This window comes from Rhodoplanes sp. SY1 (assembly GCF_046000175.1).
GTDB lineage: Bacteria > Pseudomonadota > Alphaproteobacteria > Rhizobiales > Xanthobacteraceae > Rhodoplanes.
Window position 1 is genome coordinate 1 of sequence record NZ_JBEOMB010000067.1, and the last position, 13128, is coordinate 13128.

The following is a 13128-nucleotide window of genomic DNA, read 5'->3' on the forward strand; positions in this document are numbered from 1 at the left end:
GCGCCGCCGTGTTCGCGGCCCTGACGGCGATCTTCGCCAAGCTCGGGGTCGAGGCGGTCGGCTCCGACTTCGCGACCTTGGTGCGCACGCTCGTCGTCGTCGTCGTGCTCGCCGCCCTGCTGACGGCGACCGGCCAGTGGCAGGCGCCCGGCACCGTGCCGGCCCGCACCTGGCTGTTCCTCGGCCTGTCCGGCCTCGCCACCGGGGCGTCCTGGCTGTGCTACTTCCGCGCCTTGAAGCTCGGCGACGCCGCCCGCGTCGCCCCGCTCGACAAGCTCAGCGTCGTGCTGGTGGCGATCTTCGGTGCCGCCGTGCTGGGCGAGCGGCTGTCGGCCGCCAACTGGGCCGGCGTCGCCCTGATCGCGGCCGGGGCGATCCTGGTCGCCTACCGGGGCTGATCGCCGGACCTGCGCGGCTCGTCGGCGCGGTCCCGCCGCAGCACGAAGACGTAGGGCTCGGGCAGCCCGCGCAAATCCATCACGCCGAGCAGGGTGTCGGCGTCGACCTGCCGGAACACGTCGATGATCGGCTGGCGGTCGTAGACCATGGCGGCGCCGGCCCGGCCCCTGAAGGAGACGAGCCGCAGGCGGGCCGCCGGACGGGCCGTTGCGAACAGCGGCAGGGCGCGCCGAAAGGCGCCGCGTACAACGGCCGACCCGGCGAGGCGCGGCCAGCGGACCAGCAGGCCGACCGGCAGCCGACCCGGATCGAGGGCCAAAAGCGACCCGTCACGCCGCCTGAACAGAAGCGGGTAAACCGTTTCGGCGTCGACGAATTCCTTGCCGTACCAGCCGAGCGCCTCGAGCAGCCCGTCGAACCGGTGCCCGGTCGGCAGGCCGCGGCCGCGCCAGCGGCCCGTCATGGCGTCGAGTGGGACGGCGGGGAGCGCATCGAACAACGCGAAGGCCTCGGCCGCCGTGGCGCCGGCCTCCAGGCGGGCGAGCCGCGCCGCGGGATCGACCTCGGACTCGGCCGGGGTGCCGGTCACGCGGCGCCGGCCGGTGGGGTGCCCGCCTCGGCCGCGGTCTTGGTCCCGGCTTTTGCGGCAGCCTTGGCGGCCTTGCGGGCCGCCTTCTCGGCCTTCTTGTCCTCACGCACGCGCTTGAGCTCGAAGACGCCGAACCAGAACCAGTTCGGCGGCCACCACAGCACCGGCCCCTTCTGGTCGTGCCAGAGAAAGCCGCGGCCCTTGAAGTAGTACATGCGACGCCTCCGCCGGAGAGGCGCCGAGCCTAGCCCGAACCGCGTCGGCCGGACATCCGGGAAGGTCGGGAGGCGCCCGCCGCGGTCCGGCCGGCCGCGCGGTTCGCGCCCGCTCGCAGCCGGCCCGTCCAAGCCGTTAGAACTTCACTAGAATGTCCTCGTGGCGGACGATGAATTGGCAGGCAAGGCGCCAAGGTGGCGGCAGGTCCTTCACCTCGGCGTCCTGGATCTGCTTGTCGGTGATCTTGCCGGCCAGCTTGAGGACAGTCTTCTCCTTTTCGGTGAGGGCGATGCCGAGCGGCGTCTTGTCGGACAGCACCGTGACCTGGCAGGCGCACGAGCCGCACTCGCCGTTCTCGCATTCGAAGTGGATCGGGACCTTGTGCTCCTTGGCGACCGACAGGAGCGTGCGCGTGTCGCCGGCGGTGGCGTACACGGTCACGTCCTTCGGCATGGCAGGCGAGGTAAAGGTGACGTCGGCCACAGGTGATCTCCCCCAGAATCGAAGTGTTCCAATGCGTACGCCTTGGCAACCGACGTGCCAGCGGCAGCCTCGCGGGACCCACTGATAAATCACGGCTTTCCGCCGCGGAGGCCAGGCCCGGCTGTGTGGCGTTCCGGACAATGCTGTCGGACCTGTCGGCAAGCCGCCAACCGGCCCTCGGTGCCACGCCCGGCTCCGTCGCGGAACCTACATTCCACGCCTCGGGTTGAGGTGCGACGGCGGGGGCCGAACGACGAGGAGACGCCGGATGGGCGGCATTTTGTGGATCATCGCGATCGGCTTCGTGGCCGGCATCCTGGCCCGGCTTCTGGCCCCCGGCCCCAACAAGCCGACCGGCTTCATCCTGACGACGCTGCTCGGCATCGCCGGGGCGTTCGTCGCCACCTGGATCGGCCAGACCATCGGCTGGTACCGGATGGACCAGGGCGCCGGCTTCATCGGCGCGACGGTCGGGGCCGTGCTGGTGCTGTTCATCTGGAATCGGCTGGTGGTGTCTCGCCGCATCTCCGATCCGAGCGGCGAGCGCCGGTGGTTGTGACCGTTTCGAGGGAAAGTGCCTAGAACTTGCGCACTAGGAGAATGCTCCCCAGAGATGTGCCTTTTACGCTTCGTTAACCGCACCGGCCCCAAGCATGGGGCACGGAACGGACACCGGAGATTGCAATGGCACACCGCATCGAGGAGCTCATTCGCGAACGCGCCTATCACCTGTGGAACGACAACGGCCGCGTCGACGGCCGCGACGACCATTACTGGCTGCAGGCGGAGCGCGAGATCCTGGCCGAGCTCGCCGTCCCGGCCCCTGTCGAGACGGTCCGCGCCGCGCCCGCCGACGTGATCGCCGAGACGGCCCCCAAGATGGCCCCCGACAACGCCGCCGACCGGCCGGCGACGTCGCCGGCCGTGACTCCGGTCGTCGACGCTGCGGCGGTCGCCGTGGCCGATGTCGCAGCTGCCTCGAAGACCAAGGCGAGGGCGCGCCGCGCCGCGACGAGCACCGCGGGCAAGACGGCCGAGCCGCTGCCCAAGGCTGCGAAAGCGCCCAAGAAGGCGTCGCGCCTCGTCGCCAAGGCGAAGGCCGCGGCCGCCAAGCGCGCCGAAACGACCGCGACGCCGGTAAAGGCGCCGGCGGCCGCACAGGCCCCGGCGCCGCTTCCCGGCCTGTCGCCGGCCACCGCGTCCACCATCGTCCTGCTGCCCGGCAAGCCGGCCGCGGCCGAGACGAAGCCGGCCGCGAAGCCGAAGCTCCGCGCCAGAGGCTGAGCGGCACGAAGTCCCCTGATCACGTCGGCGGTCATTCCGGGGCGCAGCAAAGCTGCGAACCCGGAATCCAGCGGCGAACTCCGGATCCTCGGCTGGATTCCGGGTTCGGCGCTGGCGCGCCGCCCCGGAATGACGGATCGACCCGATCACCCGACCGGCGCGAGGTGCCGCAGCGCGTCCGGGACACGAGGCTGGCGCTACGCCACGCTGCGCAGCGGCGCGGCGATGCGATGGCGCTCGATCATCGCGGTGTCGACGTCGATGCCCAGCCCGGGGCGGTCGCTCACCGCGACATGGCCGTGCGACACGGCGACCGGGTGCGCCGTCACGTCGGCGGCGAGCGCCGGCGACGTCAACGTCAGCGCCCAGGCGAGGCCCGGCAGCACCGCGGCAGCGTGCAGGGCGGCCGCGCAGGCGATGCTCGACTCGCCGGTCTTGCAGGAGAGGTTGACGTCCATGCCGAGCCGGTCGGCGAGCCGGCCGGCCTCGACCACGGCCCGCAGGCCGCCGAGCTTGATCGCCTTGAGGCTGACGCCGTGCGCCGCCTTGCGCTCGTGATGGCGGCGGATGTCGTCGAGCCCGTGGATGCCCTCGTCGGCGCCGAGCGCGATCGGCGTCGCCGCCGCCACCTCGGCCATGCCGCCGAGATCGTGGGCGGCGACCGGCTGCTCGAGGAAATCCAGCCCCGCCCCCGCGACGGCGCGCACGAAGGCGAGCGCCTCGTCGACCGAGAAACCCTGGTTGGCGTCGGCCGAGATCAGCACGTCGTCGCCCAGCACGGCGCAGATCGCGGCGGTGCGCTCGGCGTCGCGGAGCGCCGCGTCGACCCCGACCTTGATCTTGAACGCCGTGTAGCCCTCGGCCTTCTTGCGCGCCGCATCGGCGAGGTCGCCGTCGCGGTCGCCGCCGCCGACCACGGCGAGCAGCGGCGCGCGCTCTCGCAGCTTGTCGCCGAGCAGCGCATGCACGGGCCGACCGGTGGCGCGGCCGACGAGATCGAGGAGCGCGATCTCCACCGCGGCCTTGGCGGCGTGGTTGGCATACATGCGGCCGTCCATGGCGGCCTGTGCGCCGTCGAGATCGGCGGGATCGCGTCCCGCCAGCACCGGGGCGAGGTGATGCACGGCTTCGGTCATGCTCGCGATCGTCTCGCCCGTCATGGTCGGGGCCGAGGCCGCCTCGCCCCAGCCGACCGTGCCGTCGTCGGCGACGACGCGCACCAGCATGTTGTCGGCCCGCCGCACCTCCTCGCCCGCCATGATCACGGGCTTCCGCATGGGCAGGCCGACGGCGATCGGCGTGATGCTGACGATATTCAAGTCATGCTCCAAAAGACGGCGGCGACGAGCGCCCTCATTTCCCCTCATGGTGAGGAGCGCTCCGGCGCGCCTTCGCGCCGCGAGCGCCTCTCGAACCATGAGGCCACCACGTGAGCCGGGGTCGACCCGCCGTGCTTCGGCGATGTCCAGATCGGGATCTCCGGAGCGGCGGAAGCCGATCTGGATGCGCCGGGGCCGCATCCTTCGAGGCCCGGCTTCGCCGGGCGCCTCAGGATGAGGGTCGATGTTCAGGACCGTCGGCTCAGCTCTTCATCTTGATGCCGGCCTTGGTGATCACGTCGCGGAACATCGGGATCTCGCGGGCGACGCGCTCCATGTGCTGCTTGCCGGTCTTCGCCTGCACCTCGAAGCCGGACTTGGTCAGCTTGTCGCGCATCTCGGGCTTGCCGAGCAGCGCCAGCGTCTCCTTCTCCATCCGGGCGACGAAGTCGGGCGACGTGCCGGCCGGGGCGAGCAGCGCCGTGTAGGTCTCGAACACGAAGCCCGGATAGCCGGCCTCGACCATGGTCGGGATCTCGGGCAGGTCGTGCCAGCGCCGCTCGCCCGTCACGGCGAGCGCCTTGATGGCGCCGCTCTTGATGTAGGGATGCGCCGGGGCGAGCACGCCGGAGGAGAGCTGCACGGTGCCGCCGAGCAGCGCCTTGAGGGCCTCGCCGCCGCCCGAGAACGGCACCGTCGCCATGCCCTGCAGACCCTCGATCGACTTCAGCACCTCGGCCTCGAGCTGCGGCGTGGTGCCGACCGGCGGGACCGAGACGTTGAACTTCTCCGGGCTCTTCTTCGCCAGCGCGACGAACTCCTTCATGGTGGAGACGCCGAGCTCGGGCTTGACGGCGAACACGTTGGGCGAGGTGGCGAGCTCGCAGATCGCGGAAAAGTCCTTGAACGGGTCGTAGGGCAGCGTGTCGTAGAGGCTCGGATTGACCACGTAGGCGCTGGTGGCGAGCAGGATCGTGGTGCCGTCCGGCTCGGCGCGGGCGACGTGGCCCATGCCGATATTGCTGCCGCCGCCGCCCTTGTTCTCGACATAGATGGTGCCGCCCATCTGATCCTGCAGGGCGGCCGCGACGATGCGGGCGATGATGTCGGACGGCCCGCCGGGCGAGTTGGCGACCACGATCCGAAGTGGCCGGTCCGGATAGGCCGCGAACGCCGCGCCGCTGCGCAGCACCACGGGGGCCGCGAGGCCGAGCGCGGCGCCGCCGACGAAGAGACGACGCGAGATGGTGTTGCGAGGCCGCGCCGCGGCGCCCGCTCCGGTCGAGCTGGTCATGAGTCCTCCCTGCGGCCGTATCCGGCCTGCCGATTTTTTTGGTCGTCGTTTCGCCGTGCGGCATGCGCCGCTCCGGCGGGCTCAGGTTAGGGAGGGCGAGCCCGCTATGCAACGGTCGTCGGGTCGCAGCGCGCGCGTTCTGCGGCGCGAAACGAAAAACGCGCCGTCGGCGAGGACGGCGCGTCGACTATGTCGGTCGCGGCCCGAACGGGCCGCCTGATCACTTCGCCTTGGCGCAGACGAGCTTCGCCTCGGACGGGACGGCGTCGCCGGTCCAGGTCGCGGCGACCAGGGTGCGCTCGCCCGGGCTCGGCACCGCGGTGAGCAGCACCTCGTCGGCCTCGCAGCTCGCCTGGCACGGCGCCTGACCCTGGCAGGCCTTGCTGACGACGCGCAGCAGCGCGGTCGCGGCGGCCGCCGCACCGGCCGGACCGGCCGCCCCCGCCGCACCGGCCGCGCCGGCCTCGCCCTTGTCACCCTTGTCACCCTTGTCGCCCTTCGGGCCGGCTGGCCCCACGGGTCCCTGCTGCCCGGTCGGCCCGGCCGGGCCGGCGGCACCGACGGCGCCCGGGGCGCCCGGCGCGCCCGCCGCGCCGGCGTCACCCTTGTCGCCCTTCGGGCCGGCCTGGCCGCAATTGGCGATGACGATCTCGCGGGTGTCGGGCTCGGACTTCACCGTCACGGTGCAGTCGCCCGGATGATAAGCGGCCCGCCAGGTGAACCGCCGGTCCTTGCCGGAGACGACCTCGAACTTGCCGTCGAACGTGACCTTCTCGTTCGGCCGCGTGACCCGGCCGATGACGACGATCTCGCCCGCCTCGATGCGGGCTCCGGAAATCTCGATCGCGGCTTCGGCCGACCCGACGGCGAGCAGAGCCGCCATCACCCCCAAGGTGAGCGTTCGCATGTCCTGACGTGACCTTCTTGCTGGCGTGCTGGCGAACGGGCCCGTTGCGGCCCGGAGAGGCGAGGCTTTCCCCGGGCGGAACGCGGACTCAGGTCGCCCGGCGTTCCGCTCGCGAGGTCCGACCGGGCCGGGCGGCCCGGTGTCGTCGTCGGACGGACGTGTCGTCCATCGGTTGGCCTAACGGCGGCTGGCCTAACGGCGACTGGCCTAACGGCGGCCGGTCTGGCGTCGGCTGAGCCGGCGGCCATCCGCCGATCGCCGGCGCGGGGCCGAAACCCCGCGCCGTCTCGCGGGTCGCCGGTCGCCCGGCGACGCGCAATCTCAGGACGAGGCGCCCGGCTTGCCGGCGACGCCGCCCTTGGTGGCGTCGGTGACGGCCTTGATCGCGGTCTCGCTCAGATCCTTCACCTGCTCGGTCATCGCCTGCATCTGGGTCTGCAGGAACTCGGTCTGGAGCTTGAGGATCTCCTGCGGGTCCTTGGCAGCCATCAGGTTCTGGGCGAAATCGAACGCGGTCGCGACGTTGCGCTCGGCGTAGCCGAGGACCTTGTTGCTCAGCTCGGAGCCACCCAGCATCGGCACGCCGGGCATTCCGCGCTGGAAGAACTGCAGGTAGCTGTTAATGGCAGAGCGGACCTGTTCCATGCTCTGCTCGGTCATCTTCCGGAGGTCTGCGGGCATTTCGAAGGGCGACCCGGTCTTCATGACGATCTCCTGGATACACGCGGCCAGCGAAGCGGCGGGCGCGGTGGCTTAACAAATGTGAGCGAACCCGAGCATGATAGGCATGCGAAACGCGCCCGGTCAAAAGTTATTGCAGCGCACCAAAACAAGCGTGTGACCACCTCCGGGCTAGCCACCCTCGCCGTCGCCCACATCTGATCAGCCCCACTGCTCCGCCGGCTGGCGCAGCAGGGCGACCAGCACGGCGAGCGCCTGCGCGAAGTCGGCCATGTCCATCTGCTCGTCGGGGTTATGGCTGCCGTTGCGGTTGCGGATGAACAGCATGCCGGACGGGATGCCGGCCTGGGCGAAGGTCGCGGCGTCGTGGCCGGCGCCGCTCGCCATCTCGATCGCGTCGACGCCCGCCGTCGCGGCGGCCGCCCGCAGGCGCTCGAGCAGCGCGGGCGCCATCACGGCCGGGGCGCTGCCGGACAGCGGCCCGAGATCGAGCCGCACGTCGCGCCGGGTGGCGATGTCGAGGCCGATCTCGACCAGGCGCCGGCGCACCGCGTCGAGCGTCGCCTCGCTCTGGCTGCGCACGTCGATGCACAGCCGCGCCTCGCCGGCGACCGCCGAGAAGGAGTGCCGGGCCGGGTCGGTGCCGATGATGCCGAACGTCACGGCGAGGTCGTGCCCGTCGCGCTCCATGCGCTCCCACAGGCCCTGCATCGCCGTCACCAGCTCGGCCGCGGCGACCACGGCGTCGCGGCGCAGCGTGCGCGGCGTCGCGCCCGAATGCGCATAGGCGCCGTGGAACGCCGCCTCGCGGAACCGGAAGCTGCCGCGGATGCCGGTGACGAGGCCGAGCGGACGGCCCTCCGCCACCAGCACGGGCCCCTGCTCGATATGCGGCTCGAGATAGGCGACGGCGCGCGCCCGATCGATGCGGCTCGCGCCGCGGCGCACCGCCTCCGGATCGAAGCCCAGGTCGCGCATGTGGTCGGCGAGCGAGCGGCCGGTGTCGCTGCGCGCCACGGTGTCCAGCACGTCGGGCGCCAGCACGCCGAGCGCCGTCTTCGAGCCGATATAGCTGTGCGGAAACCAGCAGCTCTCCTCGGCCCGCAGACAGAGGATGCAGAGATCGTGGGCCGGCACGACGCCGAGCCGGGCCAAGGCCGCGGCGGCGGCGAGGCCGAGGATCACGCCGGCGGCGCCGTCGAAATTACCGCCATGCGGCACCGAGTCGAGATGCGAGCCGACATAGAGGGTGCGGCCGCGGTCGGCGCCGCGAAACGTCAGGAGCTGGTTGCCGGCCGCGTCGAACGCCGCCTCGGCTCCGAGCCCGGCAGCGGCCTCCGCCATCAGGGCGAAGGCGGCACATTCGCCCGCCCCGTAAGCGATGCGGGTGACGCCGGGCGGATCGGCGGTGCGCTCCGCGAGCGCGTCGAACAGCCGGGCGGCGAGCGCCGCGCCTTCGGCGAGAGCCTCGGCGAGGCGATCGTCGGCCGTGACCTGCATGGTCGCCCTCGTCCGCCCCGCCGCGCAGCGATCAGCCGCGGCCGCCGGCCTTCATCAGCTTCGGCACCACGGCGCGGGCCGCGTTGAGCACCATGGCGGCGTCGTTCTGGTACGGGATCCAGGTGCAGCCCTTGGCGACCCAGCCCTCGGCCATCTCGGGCGTCTGGGCCGACAGCCCGTAGGGCACGCCGTTCGCCTTGCAGATCGAAAAGATCTTCTCGTACGCCGCATGAAGAATCGGGTTCTGCATCTCGGCCGGGATGCCGAGATCCTGCGAGAGGTCGTCGGGGCCGATCATCACGCAGTCGACCGCGCCGGTCTTCAGGATCGCGTCGAGATTGGCGATCGCCTTCTGGGTCTCGACCATCACGACCAGCATGGTCTCGCTGTTGAGATGGGCGAGCATCTGCTTGGGGTCGCCGGCGAAGTAATCGGTGTGCGGCCCGCGCAGGTTCATCGGCCGACTGCCGATCGGATAGTAGCGGGTCGCCTTGACGATCTCCATGAACTGCTCGGGCGTCTCGATCGACGGCAGCAGCAGCCCCTGCGCGCCGGCGTCGAGCGGCCGCGTCAGGTCGTGCGGCTTGAGCGTGCCGGGCGGCCGGACGATCGGCGTGATCCCGCATTCGCGCGCATACATCGCGAGCGTGCCCACCGTCTCCATGTTGAAGTCGGTGTGCTCCATCTCGATGATGACGAAGTCGAAGCCCGACGAGGCGAGGATCTTCACCACGCGCGGATGCGGGCACAGCGTGATCCAGGTGCCGAAGGCGGGCTTGCCCTCGCGCTGAAGGGCCTTGACCTTGTTGCTCTTGATCATGGGACGTGACTTTCCGAAACGGGTGAGACTCTTCGATCAGACGGGCGCGGCGACGCGGCGGCGCGTCCACACGTCGGGATCGACCAGATGCGCGGGATGGCGGCCGGCGAGCACGTCGACGACCTGGCGGGCGGTCTCCACCGCGGTACGCTCCAGCGCCTCCTCGGTGGCGCCGCCGGTGTGGGGCGAGAGCAGGATTCCGTCGCAGGCCGTGTAGGGATGGCCGGCCGGCAGCGGCTCGGTCTCGAACACGTCCATGGCGGCGCCGCGCAGATGGCCGCTCTCGACCGCCTCGATCAGCGCGTCGGCGACCACCAGGGCGCCGCGGGCGGTGTTCACCAGGGCAGCGCCCTTCTTCATCGCGAGCAGCCGCTCGCGGTCGAACATGCCGCGGGTCTGCGCCGTGAGCCGCTGGTGCAGCGACACGATGTCGGCCTGCGCCAGCGCCGCGGCGAGATCGCCCACCGGCTCGGCGCCGGCGGCGCGGATCTCCGCGTTCTCTGCGCTCGGCGAGTAGACCAGCACCCGCATGCCGAAGGCGAGCCGCGCGATCTCGGCGGTGCGCCGGCCGATCTTGCCGAAGCCGAAGATCAGCAGCGTCTTGCCGGAGAGCTCGTGGAAGTCGCGGGCGTAGCGGTAGTCGAAGTCGCCGGCGCGCACCGCGCGGTCGCATTCGCGCACGCGCTTCATGATCGCCATCATCTGCGAGATCGCGTGCTCGGCGACCGACTGCACGTTGGCGGTGGGCGTGTAGACGATCGGCAGCCCGATCGTCCGCGCATAGCCGACGTCGACCGGATCGTAGCCGGTGCCGTGATTGCCGAGCACGCGCAGCTTCGGCGCGACCGCCATGGCGGCGCGGTCGAAGCCGGCATTGCGGGTGATCGCCGCGACCGCGTCGGTCACCTCGCGCGCCACCACGTCCATGCTGGCGGCGCTCGCCTGGCGGACGGTCAGCCCGGCCTCCTCGAGAATCCTGATCCCGCCCGGATGGATCGGCTGGACCAGCAGGCAGAGACCGCTCACGCCGCGCTCTCCTTCGCGGCCGCCGTCGTCGCCCGCGCGTCGAAGGCGGCCTTCGCCTCCACGGTCGTGACGAATTCGGCACCATTGTTCGGCACCCAGGCGAGGAACTGCTGGAACCGCTCGATCCACTCGGGCTTGCCGACCGAGCCGGTATGGAACAGCGAGTGGACGATCTGCTGCTCGCCGCTGCGCTGCGCACGCTCGCGGATCACGTTGAAGACGCGCTGCAGGTTCGACAGCTCCGACTGCTCGACGTGAAGGAGGTTCTTGTACGCGGCGCCCCCGCCGTCGGCGCCGATCGGGATCTCGAACACCTGCGAGCGTGGCTGGCCGTCGGCCGGCAGGCGCGGGTTCATCGGGAGGTAGTAGCCGGTCGTCTGCGCATGCACCCAGATCGCCTCGCGCTCCGGATGGTTGCCGCCCGGCGAGCAGGAGCAGTCGATGAACACGCCGGTCTGCGGCAGCAGCTCGTTCATGAACGGGGTATAAGCGTAGTGGCCGCCCCGATAGGCGACCGGCTTGATCCCGGCGTTCTCCAGCCGCCGCTTGCAGTCGAGATAGACCGCCGTGACGTGATCACGTTCCGCGTAGCGGGTGCCCTGCCCCTTGATCTCCTCGTGCAGATGGACCGACAATTCGGCGCCGCCGGCGACGGCCTCGCGATACACGTCGAGCATCTCGCCGTCGTAGTAGCCGGTGCGGCAGTAGGTGCCCGAGTGCGGCGACAGGATGAACTTGCCGCCGGTCATGTCCTTCAGCAAGCGGCAGAGCTTACGGGTCTCGCCGACGCTCTGCTCAACCTTGGGCGGATCGACGCGGAAGTCCCGGCCCGGATCGAAAGGCGCGTAGACCAGCCAGTTCACGTCGATGAGGGGGACGAGGAGAACGTCGGGTCGCGCGCTTGGTGATGCCATGGTCGGGCCTCTGAACAGGGGTGCGGCCGCCGGTCGCGCCGACGCCGCCTCCGAAAAATATGCGACGGCTCGGATTGCGTCTTCAAATCGATTGATCTAAACGATTATTCGATGAACCGGAATAATATCACCATCCGGCAACTGCGCGCCTTCGTCCTGGTGGCCGACAAAGGCAGCTTCGTCGCGGCCGCCGAAACCCTCGCTCTGTCGCAACCCGCACTCAGCCACTCGATCCAGCAGCTCGAGGAGCAGATCAGCAGCGCGCTGTTCCACCGCACGACGCGCAGCGTGAAGCTCACCGGGCTGGGCATGGGCTTCCTGCCGACCGCCCGCCATCTCCTGCGCCAGATCGACACCTCGATCGCCGACATCCAGGAGGCCGCCGCCCGCAAGCGCGGCCGCGTCGTCGTCGCCTGCCTGCCCTCCATCGCGTTCCGCCTGATGCCCTCCGTGATCGCCGGCGAGGCGTCGCGGCTCGGGCTGCGGGTCGTCGTCAAGGACGTCAACCTGACGGCGATCACCACGGCCGTGCTGGACGGCCAGGCCGATCTCGGCATCGGCAGCTTCGAGACGGCGGCGCCGTCGCTCGACGGCGTGGTGATCGGCCGCGACCGCTTCTACGGCGCGTTCCCCAAGACCCATCCGCTCGCCCAGAAGGCCGAGGTGACGTGGGCCGATCTCCAGGGCCACCCGTTCATTGCGATGACGCTCGAGCACGGCATCCGCAACCTGATCGACAATGCGATCGCGCCCTACAACGTGCGCCTGTCGATCGCCTCGGAGGTGTCGAACCTCGTCACCATCTACGGCCTGCTCGAGCAGGGCGTCGGCATCACGGCGCTGCCCGGGCTGGCGCTGCCGCCGGGCGAGCACCCGCTGCTGGTCTACCGGCCGCTCAAGGACCCGGTGCTCGAGCGCACCATCCGGGTGGTCTGGCGCCACGGCATCGGCCTGTCGCCGGCGGCCCGCACCATCGTCAAGGCGATCACCGAGCTCATCTCGGACGGCAAGGTGCTGAACCAGGACGGCGGCCTGACGGTCGCGGCGACGCTGACCATGACGGACAATCCCGGCGCGCCGAAAGCCCGCGGATCGGGCCGGCCGGCGGCCAAGGGCGCAGCGGGACACGGCGCGGCGCCCCGGCGGTCGGCAGGGGTGATCACAGAGGTATGATCGGACGGGCATGAATTTCGCATGGTTGCGAGCGTAGTGTCGACGGTTCACATGTGAGTCCGCGACCGCTCGTTCACCCGGAGACCCCCGCTCCATGCCACTCTCGCTCGTGACCTCCCTCCAGTGCTGCTCGGGGACTCGCCTCGCCGCCGAAGCAGCGGCCGATGCCGGACCGATCGACGCTCGACCGATCGACGCCCGACCGATCACCGTCGCGCCCGCCGAGCGCCCCTTCAGCATCACGGCCGGCCTCGCCCCGGTGCTGCGGCGGACCGTGACGACGCGCTGTCTCGCCAATCCCGATTGCGTGATCGCCGACCGCTGTGCGGCGACGCCGGCCATGCAACGGGCCTGCGCGGCGGCGTTCCAGACCTGGGTCCGCCGCGGCCTCGCGGCCGAGGATGCGGTCCGCAGGCCGGTGGTCCGCTGACGCGCGCCGGCGCGGCGCGCCCAACCGCCGCGCGCACCGGCCCGGGGCCCGCGCCCGGCCGATTGATCGCCGCCGCGCGCGGTCGTAGGGTCC

Annotated in this window: 16 protein-coding genes; 5 read left to right on the top strand and 11 right to left on the bottom strand. The window is 71.1% G+C overall.

From position 1 onward, the window contains the following. Positions 1-398: EamA family transporter (locus ABTU92_RS18130; RefSeq protein WP_408093042.1), on the top strand; the 398-nt coding region annotated here is incomplete at its 5' end. On the opposite strand, the gene ABTU92_RS18135 is transcribed toward ABTU92_RS18130, so the two are convergent. The 3 genes from ABTU92_RS18135 to ABTU92_RS18145 all read right to left on the bottom strand — a co-directional run bounded on the left by ABTU92_RS18135 (position 386) and on the right by ABTU92_RS18145 (position 1687). Beyond that, positions 386-988: a DUF4334 domain-containing protein gene (locus ABTU92_RS18135; protein WP_408093043.1), complete on the bottom strand. Its 603-nt coding sequence runs from the start codon at positions 986-988 to the stop codon at positions 386-388. The genes ABTU92_RS18130 and ABTU92_RS18135 overlap by 13 nt on opposite strands. Further along, the gene (locus tag ABTU92_RS18140; protein ID WP_408093044.1) at positions 985-1203 is read right to left on the bottom strand and encodes a hypothetical protein; all 219 of its coding nucleotides are present in this window, start codon (positions 1201-1203) and stop codon (positions 985-987) included. Before ABTU92_RS18140 ends, ABTU92_RS18135 begins: the two co-directional genes overlap by 4 nt. 136 nt (positions 1204-1339) lie before the next feature. Beyond that, a complete protein-coding gene (locus ABTU92_RS18145; protein ID WP_408093045.1) occupies positions 1340-1687 on the bottom strand; it encodes a 2Fe-2S iron-sulfur cluster-binding protein in 348 nt (115 codons plus the stop codon). A gap of 268 nt (positions 1688-1955) precedes the next feature. Here ABTU92_RS18145 and ABTU92_RS18150 point away from each other — a divergent pair, with 268 nt between their 5' ends. Both ABTU92_RS18150 and ABTU92_RS18155 read left to right on the top strand, forming a co-directional pair. Further along, positions 1956-2246 carry a GlsB/YeaQ/YmgE family stress response membrane protein gene (locus tag ABTU92_RS18150; RefSeq protein WP_408093046.1) on the top strand — a complete coding sequence of 97 codons (291 nt, stop codon included), beginning with the start codon at positions 1956-1958 and terminating at the stop codon, positions 2244-2246. A 125-nt stretch (positions 2247-2371) separates the two neighbouring features. After that, positions 2372-2971: a DUF2934 domain-containing protein gene (locus ABTU92_RS18155; protein ID WP_408093047.1), complete on the top strand. Its 600-nt coding sequence runs from the start codon at positions 2372-2374 to the stop codon at positions 2969-2971. A 197-nt stretch (positions 2972-3168) separates the two neighbouring features. Here the strand turns inward: ABTU92_RS18155 and ABTU92_RS18160 are convergent, their stop codons facing one another. The 8 genes from ABTU92_RS18160 to ABTU92_RS18195 form a co-directional block, all read right to left on the bottom strand. Beyond that, positions 3169-4290: a mandelate racemase/muconate lactonizing enzyme family protein gene (locus ABTU92_RS18160; protein ID WP_408093048.1), complete on the bottom strand. Its 1122-nt coding sequence runs from the start codon at positions 4288-4290 to the stop codon at positions 3169-3171. Positions 4291-4552: 262 nt separating this feature from the next. Next, positions 4553-5584 (bottom strand): Bug family tripartite tricarboxylate transporter substrate binding protein, encoded by a 1032-nt coding sequence (locus ABTU92_RS18165; RefSeq protein ID WP_408093049.1) that lies wholly within the window; start codon positions 5582-5584, stop codon positions 4553-4555. A 220-nt stretch (positions 5585-5804) separates the two neighbouring features. Continuing rightward, positions 5805-6491, bottom strand: coding sequence for a hypothetical protein (locus ABTU92_RS18170; RefSeq protein WP_408093050.1), 687 nt, complete (start codon positions 6489-6491; stop codon positions 5805-5807). Positions 6492-6812: 321 nt separating this feature from the next. Further along, on the bottom strand, positions 6813-7136 hold the full coding sequence (locus tag ABTU92_RS18175) for a phasin family protein (protein ID WP_408093051.1): 324 nt from the start codon (positions 7134-7136) through the stop codon (positions 6813-6815). A 237-nt stretch (positions 7137-7373) separates the two neighbouring features. After that, the gene (locus tag ABTU92_RS18180; protein WP_408093052.1) at positions 7374-8672 is read right to left on the bottom strand and encodes a hydantoinase/carbamoylase family amidase; all 1299 of its coding nucleotides are present in this window, start codon (positions 8670-8672) and stop codon (positions 7374-7376) included. A 31-nt stretch (positions 8673-8703) separates the two neighbouring features. Then, positions 8704-9492, bottom strand: coding sequence for an HpcH/HpaI aldolase family protein (locus tag ABTU92_RS18185; RefSeq protein ID WP_408093053.1), 789 nt, complete (start codon positions 9490-9492; stop codon positions 8704-8706). Between the two features lie 36 nt (positions 9493-9528). Beyond that, positions 9529-10518: an NAD(P)-dependent oxidoreductase gene (locus tag ABTU92_RS18190; RefSeq protein WP_408093054.1), complete on the bottom strand. Its 990-nt coding sequence runs from the start codon at positions 10516-10518 to the stop codon at positions 9529-9531. Beyond that, entirely contained in the window at positions 10515-11432 is a 918-nt protein-coding gene (locus ABTU92_RS18195) for a hypothetical protein (protein WP_408093055.1), read from the bottom strand. Before ABTU92_RS18195 ends, ABTU92_RS18190 begins: the two co-directional genes overlap by 4 nt. Positions 11433-11543: 111 nt before the next feature. On the opposite strand from ABTU92_RS18195, the gene ABTU92_RS18200 reads away from it, so the two are divergent. Both ABTU92_RS18200 and ABTU92_RS18205 read left to right on the top strand, forming a co-directional pair. Then, positions 11544-12605, top strand: coding sequence for a LysR substrate-binding domain-containing protein (locus ABTU92_RS18200; RefSeq protein WP_408093056.1), 1062 nt, complete (start codon positions 11544-11546; stop codon positions 12603-12605). A gap of 94 nt (positions 12606-12699) precedes the next feature. Next, entirely contained in the window at positions 12700-13035 is a 336-nt protein-coding gene (locus ABTU92_RS18205) for a hypothetical protein (RefSeq protein WP_408093057.1), read from the top strand. Positions 13036-13128 lie beyond the last annotated feature (93 nt).

What these genes read in the sequence shown, in the direction of transcription:
- ABTU92_RS18180 (WP_408093052.1), bottom strand. Translation starts at nt 8,672, where the DNA reads ATGCAGGTCACGGCCGACGATCGCCTCGCCGAGGCTCTCGCCGAAGGC.
- ABTU92_RS18185 (WP_408093053.1), bottom strand. Translation starts at nt 9,492, where the DNA reads ATGATCAAGAGCAACAAGGTCAAGGCCCTTCAGCGCGAGGGCAAGCCC.
- ABTU92_RS18170 (WP_408093050.1), bottom strand. Translation starts at nt 6,491, where the DNA reads ATGCGAACGCTCACCTTGGGGGTGATGGCGGCTCTGCTCGCCGTCGGG.
- ABTU92_RS18140 (WP_408093044.1), bottom strand. Translation starts at nt 1,203, where the DNA reads ATGTACTACTTCAAGGGCCGCGGCTTTCTCTGGCACGACCAGAAGGGG.
- ABTU92_RS18205 (WP_408093057.1), top strand. Translation starts at nt 12,700, where the DNA reads ATGCCACTCTCGCTCGTGACCTCCCTCCAGTGCTGCTCGGGGACTCGC.
- ABTU92_RS18200 (WP_408093056.1), top strand. Translation starts at nt 11,544, where the DNA reads ATGAACCGGAATAATATCACCATCCGGCAACTGCGCGCCTTCGTCCTG.
- ABTU92_RS18175 (WP_408093051.1), bottom strand. Translation starts at nt 7,136, where the DNA reads ATGGAACAGGTCCGCTCTGCCATTAACAGCTACCTGCAGTTCTTCCAG.
- ABTU92_RS18150 (WP_408093046.1), top strand. Translation starts at nt 1,956, where the DNA reads ATGGGCGGCATTTTGTGGATCATCGCGATCGGCTTCGTGGCCGGCATC.
- ABTU92_RS18155 (WP_408093047.1), top strand. Translation starts at nt 2,372, where the DNA reads ATGGCACACCGCATCGAGGAGCTCATTCGCGAACGCGCCTATCACCTG.
- ABTU92_RS18195 (WP_408093055.1), bottom strand. Translation starts at nt 11,432, where the DNA reads ATGGCATCACCAAGCGCGCGACCCGACGTTCTCCTCGTCCCCCTCATC.
- ABTU92_RS18165 (WP_408093049.1), bottom strand. Translation starts at nt 5,584, where the DNA reads ATGACCAGCTCGACCGGAGCGGGCGCCGCGGCGCGGCCTCGCAACACC.